This is a genomic window from Nocardioides nitrophenolicus (genome assembly GCF_016907515.1).
GTDB lineage: Bacteria > Actinomycetota > Actinomycetes > Propionibacteriales > Nocardioidaceae > Nocardioides > Nocardioides nitrophenolicus.
The window spans coordinates 2277794-2295573 of record NZ_JAFBBY010000001.1 but is presented as its reverse complement, the minus strand read 5'-3'; the positions used below and the strand labels follow the sequence as shown (position 1 = coordinate 2295573).

The following is a 17780-nucleotide window of genomic DNA, read 5'->3' as shown; positions in this document are numbered from 1 at the left end:
AGATGAACCAGCGCAGGCAACTGGTGGTCGTCGGCCACGGCATGGTCGGTCACCGCTTCGTGCAGGCGGCGATCGAGCGCGGGCTCACCGAGACCCACGACATCACGGTCCTCGGCGAGGAGCCGCGCCCGGCGTACGACCGGGTGGCGCTCACCTCCTTCTTCGAGCGGGGCGCGGAGGCGCTGTCCCTCCTTCCCCGCGGTGGCTACGACGACCCGCGGGTCTCCCTCCGGCTCAATGCCGAGGTGGTGGCGATCTCCCCGCGGCAGCGGGTGATCACGCTCGCGAGCGGCGAGGACCTGCACTACGACGAGCTGGTGCTGGCGACCGGCGCCGTCCCGTTCGTGCCGCCGGTGCCGGGCCGGGACCTCGGGAACGTCTTCGTCTACCGCACCATCGAGGACCTCGAGGCGATCCGTGCGGCGGCGCGGAAGGCCAAGGTGGGTGCGGTGATCGGCGGCGGGCTGCTCGGCCTGGAGGCGGCCAACGCCCTGCACCAGCTGGGCCTGGAGACCCATGTCGTGGAGCTGGCGCCCCGGCTGATGGCGGTCCAGATCGACGACGCCGCGGGCTCGACGCTCAACCGCCACATCGAGACCCTCGGCCTGACCGTGCACACCGGCGCGCTGACCGAGGCGGTGCTCGGCAGGGACAAGGTCGCCGGGCTCGCGCTCAAGGACCGCAACCCGCTCGACGTCGACCTGGTCGTCTTCTCCGCCGGCATCCGCCCCCGCGACGCGCTCGGCCGGGCCGCCGACCTCGACATCGCCGAACGGGGCGGCATCCTGGTCGACGAGCACTGCCGCACCAGCGACGAGCACATCTGGGCGATCGGCGAGTGCGCCGCCCCGGGTGGGCGGATGTACGGCCTGGTCGCACCCGGCTACGCGATGGCCGAGGTGGTCGTCGACGCCCTGCTCGGCGGCGCCGCCGGCTCCTTCACCGGGGCCGACATGTCGACCAAGCTCAAGCTGCTCGGCGTCGACGTCGCCTCCTTCGGCGACGCCTTCGCCAGCGACGAGGACGCCCTCGAGGTCGTGTACGCCGACGCGGTGGCCGGCGTCTACAAGAAGCTCGTCGTCAAGGAGCTCGCGAGCGGTGGCTACGAGCTGCTGGGCGGCATCCTGGTCGGCGACGCGTCGTCGTACGGCGTGCTGCGGCCGTTGGTCGGCTCCGGCATCGAGCTGCCCGACAACCCCGAGGAGCTGATCCTCCCCGCGGCGCGCGGTGGTGCTCCCGAGCTGGGCCTGCCCGACGACGCGCAGGTCTGCTCGTGCAATGACGTCACCAAGGCCGAGATCGTCGCCGCGGTCGCCGACGGCGGCACCTGCGACAGCCCGTCCTGCGTGACCGCGTGCACCAAGGCCGGCTCCACCTGCGGCTCCTGCAAGACCGTGGTGAAGAAGATCGTCGAGGACCACTTCGCCTCGGTCGGCAAGGTCGTCGACAGGTCGCTGTGCGAGCACTTCGCGATGACCCGCCAGGAGCTGTTCGAGGTGGTGGCCGTCCACGGCTACCAGCGCTTCGACGACATCGTCGAGGGCCACGGCCGGGGGCGCGGCTGCGACATCTGCAAGCCGGCGGTCGCCTCGATCCTCGCCAGCCTGCTCAACCACCACGTCCTCGAGGGCGCGAACGCGACCCTGCAGGACACCAACGACGCCTATCTCGCCAACCTGCAGCGCAATGGCACCTACTCGGTGGTCCCGCGGATCCCGGGCGGCGAGATCACCCCCGACAAGCTGATCGTGATCGGCGAGGTCGCCCGCGACTACGGGCTCTACACCAAGATCACCGGCGGGCAGCGGATCGACCTGTTCGGCGCGCGGATGGAGGACCTGCCGGCGATCTGGAGGCGGCTGGTCGACGCCGGCATGGAGTCCGGCCACGCCTACGGCAAGTCGCTGCGCACCGTGAAGTCCTGCGTCGGGTCGACCTGGTGCAGGTACGGCGTGCAGGACTCGGTCGCGCTCGCGATCGAGCTGGAGCTGCGCTACCGCGGGCTGCGCTCGCCGCACAAGCTCAAGGGCGGGGTCTCCGGCTGCGCCCGCGAGTGCGCGGAGGCACGGGGCAAGGACTTCGGCGTGATCGCCACCGAGAAGGGCTGGAACCTGTACGTCGGCGGCAACGGCGGTGCGGTCCCCGCCCACGCCCAGCTGCTCGCCGGCGACGTGAGTCGCGAGGAGCTGATCCGCTATCTCGACCGCTTCCTCATGTACTACATCCGCACCGCCGACCGGCTGCAGCGCACCGCCACCTGGCTCGACGAGATCGGCGGCCTGGACCGGGTCCGCGAGGTGGTCGTCGACGACGCGCTCGGCCTCGCCGCGGAGCTGGAGGCGAGCATGGCGCGCCATGTCGACTCCTACTTCGACGAGTGGCGGGCGACCATCGAGGACCCCGCGAAGCTGAGCCGGTTCGTGTCCTTCGTCAACGCCCCCGGCGCACCTCAGCCCGCGGTCGCCTTCCGCGAGGAGGTCCGCCCGACGACCACCACGCTCACTCTCGGCACCGCCGTGTGCCGCCTGGAGCAGGTGCAGCGCGAGTCCGGCGTGGTCGCGCTGGTCGGCGGCGAGGAGGTCGCCGTCTTCCGGACCCACGACGACGAGGTGTTCGCGCTCGCCAACCTGGATCCGTTCGGCCAGGCGTCCGTGCTCTCGCGCGGCATCGTCGGCAGCACCACCCGCGACGACACGGACGTCGTGTTCGTGGCCAGCCCGCTGCTCAAGCAGCGCTTCGACCTGCGCACCGGTGTCTGCCTCGACGACCCGGCGGTCGTCGTACCGAGCTATGAGGTCCGCGTGGTCGACGGCATGGTGGTCGTCGGCGGCCGGCGCGAGACAATCGAGTCGTGAGCGAGCTTCCCCTGTCCGGCTTCAGGATCGGCGTGACCGCGGCGCGCCGCGCGGAGGAGCAGGTCGCGCTGCTGGAGCGCCGGGGTGCGAGCGTGGTCCACGCCCCGGCCCTGTCCGTCGACCCGAACCGGATCGACGAGCCCGCGCTGCTGGCCGCGACCGAGCAGGTCCTCGCGCAGCCGGTCGACATCTTCGTCGCGACGACGGGCATCGGCCTGAAGTCCTGGTTCGGCGCGGCGGAGCGCTGGGGGCTGCTCGCCGACCTGACCGCGCACGTGGCCGGTGCCGAGATCCTGGCGCGGGGACCGAAGAGCGTCGGCGCGCTGCGCCGGCTCGGGCTGCGCGAGCTGTGGTCGCCGGAGTCGGAGGAGTTCGAGGACGTGCTCGCCCACCTGCGCGGCCGCGACCTCACCGGCCTGCGAATCGTCGTCCAGGAGCACGGCCAGTCGCTCTCGATGGCCGCGCACGCGTTGCGCCGCCTCGGTGCCGAGGTCACCACGGTCGCCGTCTACCGGGTCGAGGGGGCCGCCGACCCCGAGCCGATGTTCGGGCTGATCGAGGACATCGCCGAGCGCCGGGTCGACGCCGTCACCTTCACCGCGGCCCCGGCGATCGCCGCGATGATGGAGGCCGCCGGCACCACCGGGCACCGGGACGAGGTCGTCGGCGCCTTCCAGGCCGACGTGATCGCCGCCTGCGTCGGACCGGTCACCGCCGCCGCCTTCGAGATGTGGGGCGTGCCGTCGATCTATCCCGAGCGCTCCCGGCTGGCCGCGATGGTCAAGCAGCTCGAGGTCGAGCTGCCCTCGCGCGCCGGTGGCACCAGCCTCGACGTCGCCGGCCACACCCTGCTCCTCCACGGCGACGCCGTGCTGCTCGACGGTGCCGAGGTCAAGCTCTCCCCAGCGCCGTACGCCGTGCTGCAGGCGCTGCTGGTCAACCCCGGCACCGTCGTCTCCCGCCGCGACCTGCTCGCCGCGCTGCCCTCCGGCACCGCCGGCTCCGAGCACGCCGTCGAGATGGCCGTCGCCCGACTCCGGGCCGCCCTCGGCACCCGCTGCGTCCAGACCGTCGTCAAGCGCGGCTACCGGCTGGCGGTCGCGCCGTGACGCCTCGCCTGGTCACCGTCGCCCACGGCACCCGCACCCCCGCCGGCAACGAGGTGGCCCGCGCCCTGACCGCGGCCGCCGCCGAGCGCCTCGGGTGGCCCGCCACCACGTCGTACGTCGAGCTGTGCGCGCCGCTCTTCGCCGAGGTCGCCGCCGCGACCCCGACCCCCGCGGTGGCCGTGCCGCTGCTGCTCTCGACCGGCTACCACCTGCGCCAGGACCTGCCGGCCGTCCTCGCCGCAGCGGACCGAGCGATCCGACTCGGCCGCGCCCTCGGCCCCGACCGGCTGCTCGCCGCCGCCCAGGTCGACCGGCTGCGCGCCGCCGGCGCCACCCCCGGCCGACCGGTGGTCCTGGTCGCGGCCGGCTCCACCGATCCCGCCGCCGTCGCCGACCTCGACGCCGCCACCCACCTGCTCGCCCACGCCTGGGGCGCGCCGGTCCGGCTCGCCACGTTGTCCGGCAACGGTCCCCGGCTCCCGGAGGTGGTCCGGCCCGGGGACGCCGTGTCGCCGTACCTGCTCGCGACGGGGCACTTCCACCGCAAGGCTCGGCACGACGCCCTCGCAGCCGGCGCGAGCGTCGTCGCCGACGTCATCGGCCCGCACCCGCGAGTGGTCGACCTGGTCGTCGAGCGGGCGCTCGCCCTGGCGCCGGCCGTGGCCGCCGCGAGCGCCTGAGTCACCGCACGGGTCTCGCCACCACGATCAGGTTCCGGCGATAGTGGAAGCTGCCGTCAGCCCGGTGGACGGCATCGACGCAGGTCACCAGGACCAGCCGGTGGGCGCCGGAGGTGGTCGTGAGAGCGGCGTCGATCGGCTGCCCGCGTGCGGGTCGGCGGATCCTGACGATTCGGTAGCGGTGCAGCGAGCCGTCGGCGCCGCGGACCTTCACGAGCTGCCCCCGCCTCGCGCGGGCCAGCCGGCCGAACGCCCCCGGGCGGTCGTGCCGGTCCGATACATGCCCGGCGAGGACGGTGGTGCCCACCTTCTCGCCCGGTACGGCGGACCGGGTCAGCCAGCCGCCGCGGGCGACGGCGTCGGGGATCACCATGGCGCCTCGGCGCAGGCCCACTGGGTCCAGCCGCGCGGACAGGCCGATCTCCGTGATCGACACCCGGGCCGGCCGCGTGCGACGACCGGCGCGCTCACCCGGCTCCGCGACTCCGTCGAAGCCGGTCTCGACCCGGATCGGCCCATAGTCCGGCCGGTGCACCAGCGTGGTCTCGGTCGCGAGTCCGCAGCCGTGGCCGGCGGACTCGTTGAGTGCGTCCGCGGCGGTGGTGACGACCCAGGTGTAGTGGCCGGGGCGAGAGACCGTGACCGGGGGCGTCGTCAGGGTGCCGTCGTGCGCGGCGAAGGACACCGTCGCCACGAGGTTGCTGGGACTGCAGGCGGCTGCCGAGCGCTGCGAGGTCGGGCCGTAGAGCGTCGCGGTGCCCGTGCTCCCGGCGCCGGGTCGCAGGCCGGTGATGGTGACCTGGTCGGTCAGCTTCACCGAGCCGGTGCGACCACGGGCGTCGACCGGGAGCGCGACCGACTCCGCCGCCGAGGTCGTGAGCACCGGTCGGCCGAGTGCGGTCACGGTGACCGGCACCGGGAGGTCGCGGCAGATCACCGGATAGGCCGTGTCGCAGACGTTCAGCACGAACTCGTCGCTCCCGACGTGTCCGGCGGCGGGGGTGTAGCGCACCGCGCCCGTCGTGGGATCTACGGAGACCTGGCCGTGTCCCGGACCGGTGACCAGGCTGGCCCGCTGCGGGTTCAGCGGCCGGCCGGTCGTGGTGACCAGGTCCGCCAACGCTGCCTCGACGGCGGTGTCCTCGACGGTGGTGAGTCCGGGACCGGGCACGAAGACGTTGCGGACCGTGACGTCGACCCGGGCGGTGTCGCACACGGGCACCGGGGTGGAGGTGTCGCACGCGCGGTATGTGTAGTGGTCGAGCCCGCTGTGGCCGGCGTCCGGCAGGTAGGTGATGGTGCCGTCCGGATGGACGGTCGTGCTGCCGTTCGCCGGCGGGTCGGTCACCTCGAGCGGCGCCCAGGGCTGCCCCGACGCCGAGCCGTCATTGTCGAGGACCCGGGTGATGACCGGGACGGCCGCGTCGGTGGCGGCGACGTCGTCGATCGCCGTCACCTGGTTGGTCCCGACGACCACGTCGACCCGGCCGGGCGCGCACTGAGTCGGGACGGAGGTGTCGCAGACCTGGATCCGGAAGGTGTCGGCTCCGCTGTATCCCGGCGCCGGCGCGTAGTCCACCGCGCCGGTGACCGGGTCGATGGCGAGCATGCCGTGGGCGGGTGCGGTGTCCTCGGTGACGGTCGTCGGGTCGAGCGGTCGGCCGTTGGTGTGCAGGATGTCATCGAGAGGGATCTCGACCACGATGTTCTGCGGTGTCGTGACGCTGCCGGAGCCGACGAAGACGTTCTGCACGGTGATCGTCGCCGAGGAGAAGTCACACGTGGTGTTGGCGCTGCTGCAGGCGTGGTAGCGGAGCGTGTCGTCACCGGAGAAGCCGGGATGCGGGGTGTAGCGAACGGTGCCGTTCGCGTTGACCGACGCGTCGCCGTTCGTCGGTGCGGTGGTGAGGAGGGGCTGACCCCAGGTCTCCGGTGGCATGGCGATGTCGTTGTCGCGGACGTCGATGTCCACCGGCTGTCCGACGTGGGTGGTAGCGGCGTCACGGGCCAGGCCGGCGACGAAGATCCGCGCGTCGTCGGGTGGTACGCCGAGTCCGGTGACCTCCGTGGCGGCGGCGGTGACGCCGAGCAGGCCCAGCGCGGTGCCATCGGAGCCGACGGTCACCACGACTTGGCAGGACGCCGTGCCGGCGTTGATCCGGCCACTGTCGACCACGATCCGTCCGGTCGTGCTGTTGGTGACGATGTGCGCCGCGGCACAGGTCGTGCTGGAGCCGAACGAGATTTCTGGGACCAGGCCGGTCGGCAGCACGGCGGTGAGTCCCCAGTCCTCATGCTCCGGCAGTCCGGTCACGTTGGTGATGTCGAAGACCAGCGCGGCCGACTGCCCCGCGCTGATCCCGGACGGCGTGAAGTACATGTCGAGCGTGGGCACCGGAGCGGCGAGCGCCGGCGACGCCGCGACCCAGCCGACGCCCGTCAGGATGATGCTCCCGGCGAGCACGGTCGACAGGGACGTACGCATCCCGCGTGAAATCAACGGACCTCCTTCGAACGGCGGTGACGCGTGACGGTAGGAGCACGGGTTTGGAGAACCGTTGGAGATGTCGGTCCGGACGACGGTAGGCTCGGTGCCGCCCGGACGGAAGCATGGATCGGGAGCGATGGTCGACTACTACCTCTCGGGCGTGCTCGAGGCCCGCGTCTCCGGCGTGCCGGTCCAGCTCGGTGGACCCAAGCAGCGTTGCGTCCTCGCCGTGCTGCTGGCCAGCCCCGGGCGCGTGGTCACCCTCGACCGGATCATCGAAGCGGTCTGGCCGGATCAACAGCCCGCCAAGGCACTCGCGTCGATCCGCTCCTATGTCACCAACCTGCGCCGTGCGCTCGACCCGGCCAGCGCCGACGGAGTCCGCGTGGTCGCCCGCCCTCACGGCTACCAGCTCGACCTGCATCCCGAGGACAGCGTCGACCTCGCCCGCTTCGAGGAGCTCGTCGGTGCGGCCCGGGACGCGCTCGTGCGCGGCGACGCGACCAGTGCACGCCATCAGGCCGACGCGGCCTTGGCGCTGTGGCGCGGCGACCCGTTCGGTGAGTTCGCCGACCTAGAGTTCGCCCGGGCCGAGTCGGTCCGTCTCGCGTCGCTCCTGACGTCCGCGCTCGAGGCCCGGTATGACGCCGCTCTCCAGCTCGGCGGTGGCGCGGAGCTGGTGCCCGAGATCGAGGCCGGCCTGATCGCCCACCCGCTGCAGGAGCGGCTCTGGGGACATCTGATGCTGGCGCTGCACCGGTCCGGTCGGACCGCCGACGCGCTCCGGGCCTTCGACCGGGCGGCCAGCGTTCTGGACGCCGAGCTCGGCACCGAGCCGGGTGAGGGACTGCGCACGCTCGCCCGCCGGATCCGCGAGGGTACGTTGCCCGCCGCCGGCGGGCCCGGTGGCCCGGAGGTCCGGTCCCCTGCCGGTCCCCTGGCAGCGCTGGCACCGCTGCCCTTCGTCGGTCGTGACGCCGAGCTCGCCGGCCTCGACGACGTCGTGCGGGCTCGCGCCTCCGGGCTGCTCCTGGTGACGGGGGAGAGCGGCATCGGCAAGACCGCCCTGGTCCAGATCGCCGCGGACCGCGCCCGGGCTGAGGGAATGGCCGTCGTCTGGGCGTCGCATCCTGCCGGAGTCCGGCTGCCGCTGATGTGGACCTGGATCCAGGCCCTGCGCCGACTCGGCGGCGACCGGGACGACGTCGGTCGCGGGCTGGTCGCCGCGGAGCTGCCCGGTGTGGTCGATGCGCTCGTGCCCGAATGGAACGACGACCCCGTGGTCCGGGTGCCCGCGACCGGCTTCGCCTTGGCCGAGGGCGTGGTCCGGGCGCTGCGGGTGCTGTCGGTGAACCGCCCGCTGCTGCTCGTCATCGACGATCTGCAGAACGCCGACGACGACTCCATCGAGGCGCTGCTCCTGCTGGCCGCTCAGGTGCCGTCGCTTCCCGTGCAGGTGATCGCCACCTGGGCGTACTTCGGCGCTGACCGCCCGATGAACGCGGACGCCTTCGCACGATTGGCCCGCGCCGGCGACCGGCGAATCGTGCATCTCGGTGGGCTCGACAGCACCTCCGGCCGACGGCTCGCCGAGGCGGCGGCCGAAGGGCCGCTGCCACCCGAGGTGGGCGCCCGGGTCTGGAGCCGGGCGGCCGGGAACCCTTTCTACGTCAAGGAGCTGGCCCGCGCCCTCGGCACCGCGGACTCAGGCCTCGGCACCCCTGCCAGCGTCGTGGGCGTCGTGGGCCGGCGGCTCGCGGAGCTCGACGACACCGCCCAGCGGGTGCTTCGCGCGGCCGCGGTGATCGGGCTGGAGTTCGACGTCGCCGACCTCGCCGACGTGGTCGAGCTGCCGATCTCGGTCGTTCGTTCTCATCTCCTCCCGGCCCACCGGCGTGGCCTGCTCGATGAGCACGACCAGCGGCCGAGCAGCTACCGGTTCGGCCACGGGCTGGTGCGTGACGCACTGCTCGTCGGGCTCTCCGACGCGGGGCGAGCCGAGGTGCACGCCGCGATCGCGGCCGTTCGCGGTGGTCGGGCCGGCACCGCCGCCTACGAGGATGCGCTGGCGACGGCCGAGCACGCCTGGCGGGCGGGCGTCGCCCTCGACGCCGCGACGGGTGCGGCTTTGATCGAGCAGGTGCTCGGCCGCGCGCTGGACCGGTCGGCGTACGCCGACGTCGCGGTCCTGTGTGAGTACGGCCTTCAGGCCAGTGAGCGGCTCCCCGTGGAGCCCACGCATCTCGACCGCCAGATCACCCTCTGGCTGCACCTCGCCGCCGCCGAGACCATCCTCGAGGGGTTCGCGGGTGGTTCCGCCAGTGTCGCGGTGCGCCGGGCGTTCGAGATCGGGCAGTCCCACCGGGGACGCGGGTTCTACAGCGCCATCGCGATGCAGTGCCTGATGGACTGTGCCCACGGCCGGATCGCGGAGGCGGACCTGATCGCCCGCGGCCTGCGAGACGAATACGCCGCCTCAGGCGATCCCGACGTGGGCCTGGTCAGCGATCTCGCGCAGGTGATGAGCGCCTTCCTGCGAGGTGAGGTCGACGAGCTGGTCGCCGTCGGGCGGCATCTCATCCACACCTTCGCGCCACCCGAGCTGCTGACCGACCCGCTGCACTTCTTCCACCCACGGGTGCTGTGCTGGATGGCGCTCGGTGAAGCTTCGCGTGGCCGCGCGGAGGCGGCTGCCGCCCATCTGCGTGAGGCGTCGGAGATGGGCCGCACCCATGGCGACGTCTTCAACCAGCTGGTCACCCGGCTCACGGAGGTCGAGTGCGCGGCAATCCTCGGGGTCGTGGCCGGCACCGCGGAGCTCGCCGAGCAGGTCGAGCGCGAGTTCGCTGAAGCCGGCAGTGAGCAGTGGGCCGCGGTCGCCCGGATCATCGCCATCTGGGCCCGCACTCGCACGGCGCTGCCTGATCCCGCCGGCAGCGCGGCGGCCACGGCACGACAGGCGCTCGATGACTACAGTTTCGACGGCACGTCCGCGATGTCGCCTCTCTTCTTGTGCCTGCTCGCCGACATCGAGCAAGCCCAGGGCAGTGAGGACCAGGCCCGGCAGCTGGTCGCACGGGCCCACCGCGTGGCGGAGGCGACCGGGGAGCATGTCTGGGACCGACAGATCGCCGAGCGCTGGCCAGGTGGAAGCCAGGCGCTACCGCCGGCCGACCGCCCGCCTGGTCGATGGGGTCGAAGGTGAAGGTCCGGGTCGACCGGGTGGCGTGGGACGCGGTCGGTGATCGGGTTCGTCGTACCGATGACGCGGCTGCCGCTCGCCGGCCGGCCCGCTCGGCTCCTCCCTCACCGGATGCACGACGCGGCACCGTCGATGACGCCCTGCCGGAACGCCTTGACCCGGTCATAGCCGGCACCCTGGCGGTCCGGGTCGCCATCGCCGCGGAATACCAGCAGCGCCTTGATCCCCTCGTCCAGATCGCCCGGCGAGATGCTGAACGAGCTGGTGGCCGCACGGTTGTGCAGGATCACGCTGGCCGTGTAGCCGCCAGCGAAGCAGTCCGTGATCCTCGTCGACTCCTCGACGTCGACCTCGACGCCGGCCCGGGTCAGCGCCGCCAGTCCCCATTGGGTGGCGAGGAGGGTGGCCACAGCGTAGTCGCCCGCCTGCGCGTAGATGCGTGGCATCGCGGTGACATGGTCGAAGCCGACATAGTCGTCGGGCACGCAGTAGAACAGTACGTATGCCGAGGTGTCCGCGTCACCGCACGACGGTGGGGCGGCCGGGTCGAACGGCTGGTATCGGCTCAACGGCGTCCATGGTGCGCCGTCGGCCAGTTCGGGATAGAGCTGGGTCCAGAAGTCCTCCAGGTCGTACGGGACGCCGGCCACGATCTGCTCGTACGGCGCGTTGCCCGCCCGCGCCGCGTCCTCGGCGTCGGTGAACGGAAGCTCCAACACGACCGGGTACCCGTCGGCGTACGACCGACAGGTGTCGACGCCCCGGTCGAAGCCGTCCTGGAACGCGGCGACCCGGTCGAACCCGCTGCCGTGGGCGGAGGGATCGACGCTGGCGGTGCCGGGTGTGTCGCGCAGGTCGAGGATGCCGGCCAGCGCGAGGTCGAGATCGGCGTCCGTGACCTCGAACAGTCGCTGCTCCTGGGCGTGCCGGGCCCACGAGCCTGCGAAGCAGTCGGCTTGCAGCTCGGACGACACGGTCAGCCGGTTCTGGTCGAAGAAACCGGAGCGCTGCTGCATGGCGTGCCCCCATTCGTGCGCGAGCACGATCGGGATGACGAGATCGCCGTACCTCTCACGGAGATGGGGCAGCAGCGCGTCGGCATCCCAGGCGACCGAGTCATCCAGCCTGCAGTAGAAGGCGTTGCCCCGGACGTCCTCGTAGCTGTCGGCGCACTCCGGACCCTCCGTCGAGTCCGGCGTCAGCGCGTACAGGCCGCCGGCGACGTCGGTGTAGTCGTCGCCGTAGAGCTTCGGGTACATCTCCTTCCAGAACGCGCGCAGGTCGGCGATCGCCGTCACGGCGAGCCGGTTGACCGGCGCCGCGGCGTCTCCGGAGATCTCGACGGACGGGCCGGACGGTGGTCCGGAGGGAGGTGCCGCGTCGCCGTCCTCGCCGCAGGCCGCGAGAAGGAGCGCGGCGGCGACGAGCAGAGCGGCACCGCGCCTCGGGGCGCTCACGGGGCGGTGATCGTGGTCTGCTCGTCGATCACCGCCATCGCGGCGATCAGGGCGTCGACCTCGGCGCTGGGTGCGTACGCGTTGAGCTGCAGCACATAGAGGCCCCGGGCGGAGGAGATGGCCACGGTCTTCTGAGCGATCACCAGCTCTTGGTCGTCCTCGGTGTAGGTGCCGCCGACCTGGACGGCGTCGAACCCGCTGAGCGTGCTCGGGTCGCCCATCGAGAGCGGGGTGAAACCGGGGAGCGACTGAAGCTCGCTAGGTGCGTACGCCAGGATCTTCGCCGGGTCGGCGTCCCCGTCGAGGCGGGCGAGGATGGCCAGGATCCGCGGCGGGTTGGCGGGCTCGGCGGCGGCGTCCAGAGCGATCGCCCCGAAGGGCGCCGCATCGGCGAAGGCGTCCGTCGAGCTCCAGCCGTCGGGGACCGGGAGATCGAGAGTCAGCCCGTCGGTGTCGTCCCGGGTGAGCAGCGTCTGCTCGATGCCCTCCTGGTCGAGGTAGTCGGGGATCGAGGTCGGCTCGGTCGCGGTCGGTTGGGAGCTGGAAGCGGTCGGTGCGGGCGGTGCGCTGGTGGGTGTGGCACTTGGCGAGTCCTTCGAACCGGCGGCGCCCTCGTCAGCAGAGTCTTGACCGCAGGCGGCGAGGCTCAGGGCGAGCATCAGGGCTGCCGGGCCGACGAGCAGGCGGGCGGGATGCGTCACGGGAGCTCCTTGAGGGGTCGGGTGGCCGGATCGTCCCCACGGCGATCCGGCTGTGGGACGCTAGGACGAGCCACTTGGAATCCGCTTGGAACGGCCGGTCCGACCATCTCCATGAACCGGGCCCAAGCCGGCCGCAAGCCGGCGACAAGCGCGGGCGCCGATCCTCGGCGCATGAGACGAACCCTCCTCCCCGTCCTCGCCCTGGCGCTCGCGCTGCCGGCGAGCATCGGCATCACCGCCGGCGCCGAGGCCGCGAAGCCACGCTGCGGCGGCCTGAAGGCGACCATCGTCGGCACCAACAAGGCTGACCGGATCACGGGCACCCCGGGGCGCGACGTCATCGTCGGCCGGGGCGGCAACGACCGGATCGACGGCAAGGGCGGTCGCGACGTCATCTGCGGTGGCGGCGGCAACGACCGGATCCGGTCGGGTCCCGGCAAGGGCGGGCTGCTGTTCGGCGACGCGGGCCGCGACCTGCTGGTCGCCGAGGCCGACGACACCGGGCTGTATGGCGGTGCGGGCAATGACGTCCTGCGGACGACGCGCGCCGCGACGCTCCTCGACGGCGGCGCCGGCGACGACGTGCTCGAGGGTGGGCCGTTCCCGGACACCATCGACGGTGGGCCCGGCAACGACCGGATCATGGCGGGAGGCGGGGACGACCGCCTGGTGACCGGCGGTGCGGGCGACGACACCGTCGACGGCGGTGAGGGCACCGACGTGCTGCGCGGTGGCCCCGGGAACGACGTGATCACCCTCGGCCCCGGCGCGGGCGGCGCCGGCTACGGCGAGGACGGCGCGGATACGATGGCGACCGGCGCCGACGGCCAGGCGCTGTACGGCGGCGAGGGAAATGACGTGCTCAAGACCGCATGGGCGCGCACGACGCTCGACGGCCAGGGCGGCGACGACGAGCTGCACGGCGGTCCGGAGCCGGACGTCATCTCGGGCGGCGACGGGAACGACCGGATCTCCGGAGGCGGTGGTGACGACATCGAGCTCAACGGCGGCTTCGGCATCGACGTCTGCGACGGCGGACCGGGCCGCGACGTGTGCAACGGCGGGGCGCCCGGCGGACCGGAGAACTCGCCGACCGATCCGGACGTCTGCACCGCGGAGGTGACCCGCTCCTGCCGGGGCGAGCAGCTGCCCGAGCGGTGGTTCGGCACCCTGTCCGGCACCACCTACAACGACTACGGCGCGGGCGCGGTCGACATCGCGACCTGGCGGCTGCGGATGACCCTGGTGAGGCAGAAGGAGTTCGACGGCAAGGTGTTCTACGAGCTCGAGTCGGCCTCGGGCGACTACACCGCCTCCCGGGCGGGGACGTGCACCTTCGACGCCGCCGCGGCGTACGACCAGTCCGAGCTGTGGGCGGACCTGCGGGTGCCGCTCGAGGGCACCGGCTACTCCATCGAGGTCGGTGGTCCCGAGCAGCTCGAGGTCACCCTGGTGTGCCCGACCAGCCAGCGTCCGCACGTGGTCGCGCTGTTCACCGGCGGACGGGTGCTCGACGGGGTCCGCGACCCGGAGACCGGGCGGATCTTCGGCGGCTCGCGCCTCGACCTCGGCGAGGGCTACTACCGTGAATGGCAGTTCGACCTCGGCTCGACCGAGCTGCCGTAGCCCCGGTCAGGCGACGGGACTGACCGTCCCGACGAAGCGGACCAGGCCGGCGAGCTCGGGGACCTCGCCGGCCTGGTCCAGCGTCGTACGCAGCACGTCGTCGTGCAGCGGGCGCGCCTTCTCCAGCAGGGCCCGTCCCGCGGGGGTGAGCTCGGTGTAGATCCCGCGCCGGTCGTCGGCGCACAGGATCCGGGTGAGCAGGCCGCGGTTCTCGAGCCGGGTGACCAGCCGGGTGGTCGCGGAGGCGGACAGCGCGGCCGCGCGGGCCAGCTGCTGCATCCGCATGTGCCAGCCGTCCTGGCGGCTGAGCGCGTCGAGGACGGTGAACTCGACGACCGAGAGGTCGTGGTCGCGCTGCAGCGCCTTCTCCAGGGCGGTCTCGATCAGCCCGTGCAGGGCGGCGAGCGTGCGCCAGCCCTGGGTGCGGATCTCGACCGCGTCGTCGGCGATGCCCATGGGTCCTCCTGTCAGCCGGCCTCCAGCATACCTGGGTTGCGCGGATAGTGCGCGCGTGCAACTATAAATAGGCAGCGTGTGCAACTAGTGCATACGCGGACTATCTGCCCACGTCACCACCAGGAAGCCTCATGCCTGTCGCACTCCTCGCCCTCGCCATCGGCGGGTTCGGGATCGGCCTCACCGAGTTCGTGATCATGGGCCTGCTGCCCGAGGTCGCGGACGACTTCGCCGTCACCGAGACCACCGCCGGCTACCTCATCTCCGGCTACGCGCTCAGCGTCGCCGTCGGCGCCATCGCGCTGACCCTCGCCCTCACTCGGGTGCCGCGCAAGACCGCGCTGCTCGGGTTGATGGTGCTCTTCATCCTCGGCAACCTGATCTCCGCCGTCGCCCCCGACTACGCCACGATGATGACCGGCCGCGTCGTCGCCGCGCTGTGCCACGGCGCCTTCTTCGGCATCGGCTCCGTCGTCGCCGCCGGCCTGGTCGCCCCCGAGCGGCGGGCCAGCGCGATCGCCTTCATGTTCGGCGGGCTCACCCTCGCCAACGTCCTCGGCGTCCCGCTCGGCACCTTCCTCGGCCAGGCCGCCGGCTGGCGCGCCACCTTCTGGGCGATCACCGTCATCGGCGTGCTCGCCTTCGCCGGCATCGCCGCCCTCGTCCCGGCCGCCCGCGGCGCCGACGCCGACGGGAGGTCCGGTACGACGAGCGCCCGCACCGAGCTCGCCGCCTTCCGCAGCCCCCAGGTCTGGTTCTCGATCGTGGTCACCGTCCTCGGCTTCGGCGGCATGTTCGGCGGCTTCACCTACATCGCGTTCACCCTCACCGAGGTGAGCGGCTTCGCCGCCGGCACGGTCCCGTGGCTGCTCGTGCTGTTCGGCGTCGGGCTGTTCGTCGGGAACGTGGCGGGCGGCCGTGCGGCCGACCGGGACCTGGCCCGCACCCTGCTCGTCGTCCTCGCCGCGCTCACCGTCGTGCTCGTCGCGTTCGCACTCACCGCCGGCAGCAAGCCACTGACCGTCCTCTCGCTGCTGCTGATGGGCGGCGTCGGCTTCGCCACGGTGCCCGGCCTGCAGATGCGGGTGATGCACTTCGCCAGCACCGCGCCCACCCTGGCCTCCGGCGCCAACATCGCCGCCTTCAACCTCGGCAACGCCCTCGGTGCCTGGCTCGGCGGCCTTACCCTCGCCGCCGGCCTCGGGTACACCTCGCCGCTGTGGGCGGGCGCCGGCATCACCGTGCTCGGGCTCGTGGTGCTCGCCCTGGCGGCGAAGGCGCCGGGCGGCGAGCTGCGGCGGGCGCTCGACGTACCTGAGGCGGCGGTGGTCAGCGGCTGAGTGACTCCGGTGTGTGCAGCCGCACCAGGAAGCGGCGGGCGTGCGCCGGCTCCCGGTCCGCGGTCGCGAGGGAGACGGTGACCATCACCAGCACCGCCAGCGGCACGCTCCACGCGGCCGGCTGGCCGAGCAGCGCGCCCGCCCACCCGCCAGGCGCGTAGCCGGCCAGGGTCGCGATCGCCGCGCCCCCGGCGCCGAGGCCGCCGGCGGCCAGTCCGGCGAGGGCGCCGGCGTCGGTGAGCCGGCGCCACCAGATGCCGAGCACGAGCAGCGGGCAGAAGGTCGACGCGGCCACTGCGAACGCCAGCCCCACCGACTGCGCCACGCCGACATTGCGGACCAGCAGCGCCGCCAGCACCGGGATCACCACCGCCACCATGGCCGCGAGCCGGAAGGCCGCCACCCCTCGCTGCTCGCTGACCAGCCGGCTCGTCACGTCCTGGGTGAGCACGCCCGCGACCGCGATCGCCAGCCCGGAGGAGGTCGACAGGAAGGCCGCGAACGCGCCGGCGGTGACCAGCCCGGTCAGTACGTCGCCGCCCACCCCGTCGAGCATCGCCCGCGGCAGCTCCAGCACCAGCACGTCCGAGCGGCCCTCGGCGACCAGCCGGTCGCCGTACACGCGGCCGAGGGCGGCGTACACCGGCGGCCAGAGGTAGAACAGCCCGAGCAGCGCGAGCACCGCGACCGTCGTACGCCGGGCGGCGCGGCCGTCGGGGTTGGTGTAGAAGCGCACCACCACGTGCGGCAGCCCCATCGTCCCGAGGAAGAGTCCCACGATCAGCGAGTACGTCGTGTACAGCCCGACCCCGCCGTCGCCCGCCACCGGGTAGGACCAGTCGCCGCCGCCGGCGCCGCCCGGTCGGCCGTCGCCCCACCAGACCGCGACCAGCACGGCGGCGGGAACGAGCAGCGCGGTCAGCTTGAGCCAGTACTGGAAGGCCTGGACGAAGGTCACCGACCGCATCCCGCCCGACGTCACGTTGGCGAGCACGATCGCCGCCACCACCAGCACGCCGACCCATTCGGGCGCGCCGATCGCGGAGCGCAGCGTGATGCCGGCGCCCTCGAACTGCGGGATCAGGTACAGCCAGCCGATGCCGACGACCAGCAGCGAGCAGGCCGCGCGCACGGTCCGCGAGCCGAGCCGGGCCTCGGCGAAGTCGGGCAGCGTGTAGGCACCCGAGCGGCGCAGCGGCGCGGCCACCAGCACCAGGAGCACGAGGTAGCCGGCGGTCCAGCCCACCGGGTACCACAGCATGTCGGCACCGCCGACTAGCAGCAGCCCGGCGATGCCGAGGAAGGACGCGGCGGAGAGGTACTCCCCGCCGATCGCCGACGCGTTCAGTCCCGGCCGCACCGTCCGGGAGGCGACGAAGAAGTCGCTCGTGGTGCGGGAGAAGCGCAGCCCCCAGGTGCCGATCGCCAGCGTCGCGACCGTGACCAGCACGACCGCGACCAGGCCCGGGACGTCGGCGCGCTCCATCAGTCCTCCCCGGGTCCGCTCTCCCCGCCGACCAGGTCGGCGAAGACCTGCTCGTTGCGCTCCGCGCTGCGGACGTAGCGCCAGGCGAGCAGCAGCAGGAAGGGATGGACGAGGACGCCGAGCACCAGCCACGGCAGCGGGATCCCGAGCGGGCGCACGTCGGCCAGCGCCGGCGCCAGGTGGAAGGCGAGGGGGAGCACGCCCAGCGTCACGGCCAGCAGCGCGAGCAGCCCGGCGGCCAGGCCGAGCTGGGCGCGCAGCAGCGAGCGGAGGTAGACGTCACCCAGCGCGGTCTGCTCGTGCACGTCGCCGAGCCGGCTCGCCGCCCTCCCGGCCGGGGTGTGCCGCGGCGGCCCGGTGACCCGCACCCGCTCGGTCAT

At 72.9% G+C, this 17780-nt stretch carries 12 protein-coding genes; 6 read left to right on the top strand and 6 right to left on the bottom strand.

All coding sequences use genetic code 11. The features are described from left to right. Positions 1 to 2 precede the first annotated feature (2 nt). The 3 genes from nirB to JOD66_RS29080 are packed head-to-tail and all read left to right on the top strand — an operon-like array spanning position 3 to position 4644. Positions 3 to 2855, top strand: a complete 2853-nt coding sequence (gene nirB / locus JOD66_RS11265; protein ID WP_307823439.1) for a nitrite reductase large subunit NirB — start codon at positions 3 to 5, stop codon at positions 2853 to 2855. After that, on the top strand, positions 2852 to 3964 hold the full coding sequence (locus JOD66_RS11255; protein ID WP_204836962.1) for a uroporphyrinogen-III synthase: 1113 nt from the start codon (positions 2852 to 2854) through the stop codon (positions 3962 to 3964). The genes nirB and JOD66_RS11255 overlap by 4 nt, the downstream gene beginning before the upstream one ends. Next, positions 3961 to 4644 carry a sirohydrochlorin chelatase gene (locus JOD66_RS29080; RefSeq protein WP_204836960.1) on the top strand — a complete coding sequence of 228 codons (684 nt, stop codon included), beginning with the start codon at positions 3961 to 3963 and terminating at the stop codon, positions 4642 to 4644. Before JOD66_RS11255 ends, JOD66_RS29080 begins: the two co-directional genes overlap by 4 nt. A 1-nt stretch (position 4645) precedes the next feature. Here the strand turns inward: JOD66_RS29080 and JOD66_RS11245 are convergent, their stop codons facing one another. Then, positions 4646 to 7129, bottom strand: coding sequence for an Ig-like domain-containing protein (locus JOD66_RS11245; RefSeq protein ID WP_204836958.1), 2484 nt, complete (start codon positions 7127 to 7129; stop codon positions 4646 to 4648). A 139-nt stretch (positions 7130 to 7268) separates the two neighbouring features. Here JOD66_RS11245 and JOD66_RS11240 point away from each other — a divergent pair, with 139 nt between their 5' ends. After that, complete coding sequence (locus JOD66_RS11240) at positions 7269 to 10337, top strand: ATP-binding protein (protein ID WP_204836951.1); 3069 nt, start codon at positions 7269 to 7271, stop codon at positions 10335 to 10337. 101 nt (positions 10338 to 10438) lie between these two features. Here JOD66_RS11240 and JOD66_RS11235 read toward each other — a convergent pair whose 3' ends face one another. Continuing rightward, entirely contained in the window at positions 10439 to 11791 is a 1353-nt protein-coding gene (locus tag JOD66_RS11235) for a neutral zinc metallopeptidase (RefSeq protein ID WP_204836949.1), read from the bottom strand. Continuing rightward, positions 11788 to 12492 (bottom strand): LpqN/LpqT family lipoprotein, encoded by a 705-nt coding sequence (locus JOD66_RS11230; protein ID WP_204836948.1) that lies wholly within the window; start codon positions 12490 to 12492, stop codon positions 11788 to 11790. The genes JOD66_RS11235 and JOD66_RS11230 overlap by 4 nt, the downstream gene beginning before the upstream one ends. Before the next feature lie 171 nt (positions 12493 to 12663). Here JOD66_RS11230 and JOD66_RS11225 point away from each other — a divergent pair, with 171 nt between their 5' ends. Next, positions 12664 to 14118, top strand: a complete 1455-nt coding sequence (locus tag JOD66_RS11225; RefSeq protein WP_204836947.1) for a calcium-binding protein — start codon at positions 12664 to 12666, stop codon at positions 14116 to 14118. Between the two features lie 6 nt (positions 14119 to 14124). Here the strand turns inward: JOD66_RS11225 and JOD66_RS11220 are convergent, their stop codons facing one another. Further along, positions 14125 to 14574, bottom strand: coding sequence for a MarR family winged helix-turn-helix transcriptional regulator (locus tag JOD66_RS11220; protein ID WP_204836946.1), 450 nt, complete (start codon positions 14572 to 14574; stop codon positions 14125 to 14127). Between the two features lie 131 nt (positions 14575 to 14705). Between JOD66_RS11220 and JOD66_RS11215 the strand changes: the two genes are divergently transcribed. Then, positions 14706 to 15914 (top strand): MFS transporter, encoded by a 1209-nt coding sequence (locus JOD66_RS11215; protein WP_204836940.1) that lies wholly within the window; start codon positions 14706 to 14708, stop codon positions 15912 to 15914. Here the strand turns inward: JOD66_RS11215 and JOD66_RS11210 are convergent. Together JOD66_RS11210 and JOD66_RS11205 are read right to left on the bottom strand one after the other, a co-directional pair. After that, complete coding sequence (locus JOD66_RS11210; protein ID WP_204836938.1) at positions 15904 to 17400, bottom strand: sodium/solute symporter; 1497 nt, start codon at positions 17398 to 17400, stop codon at positions 15904 to 15906. The two genes, JOD66_RS11215 and JOD66_RS11210, sit on opposite strands and share 11 nt — an antisense overlap. Continuing rightward, positions 17400 to 17780 (bottom strand): hypothetical protein, encoded by a 381-nt coding sequence (locus tag JOD66_RS11205; protein WP_204836937.1) that lies wholly within the window; start codon positions 17778 to 17780, stop codon positions 17400 to 17402. Before JOD66_RS11205 ends, JOD66_RS11210 begins: the two co-directional genes overlap by 1 nt.

Excerpts from the sequence above, each read along its gene's own strand:
- nirB (WP_307823439.1), top strand. The coding sequence starts at position 3 with ATGAACCAGCGCAGGCAACTGGTGGTCGTCGGCCACGGCATGGTCGGT.
- JOD66_RS11245 (WP_204836958.1), bottom strand. The coding sequence starts at position 7,129 with ATGCGTACGTCCCTGTCGACCGTGCTCGCCGGGAGCATCATCCTGACG.
- JOD66_RS11240 (WP_204836951.1), top strand. The coding sequence starts at position 7,269 with ATGGTCGACTACTACCTCTCGGGCGTGCTCGAGGCCCGCGTCTCCGGC.
- JOD66_RS11225 (WP_204836947.1), top strand. The coding sequence starts at position 12,664 with ATGAGACGAACCCTCCTCCCCGTCCTCGCCCTGGCGCTCGCGCTGCCG.
- JOD66_RS11220 (WP_204836946.1), bottom strand. The coding sequence starts at position 14,574 with ATGGGCATCGCCGACGACGCGGTCGAGATCCGCACCCAGGGCTGGCGC.
- JOD66_RS11215 (WP_204836940.1), top strand. The coding sequence starts at position 14,706 with ATGCCTGTCGCACTCCTCGCCCTCGCCATCGGCGGGTTCGGGATCGGC.
- JOD66_RS11210 (WP_204836938.1), bottom strand. The coding sequence starts at position 17,400 with ATGGAGCGCGCCGACGTCCCGGGCCTGGTCGCGGTCGTGCTGGTCACG.
- JOD66_RS11205 (WP_204836937.1), bottom strand. The coding sequence starts at position 17,780 with ATGACCGAGCGGGTGCGGGTCACCGGGCCGCCGCGGCACACCCCGGCC.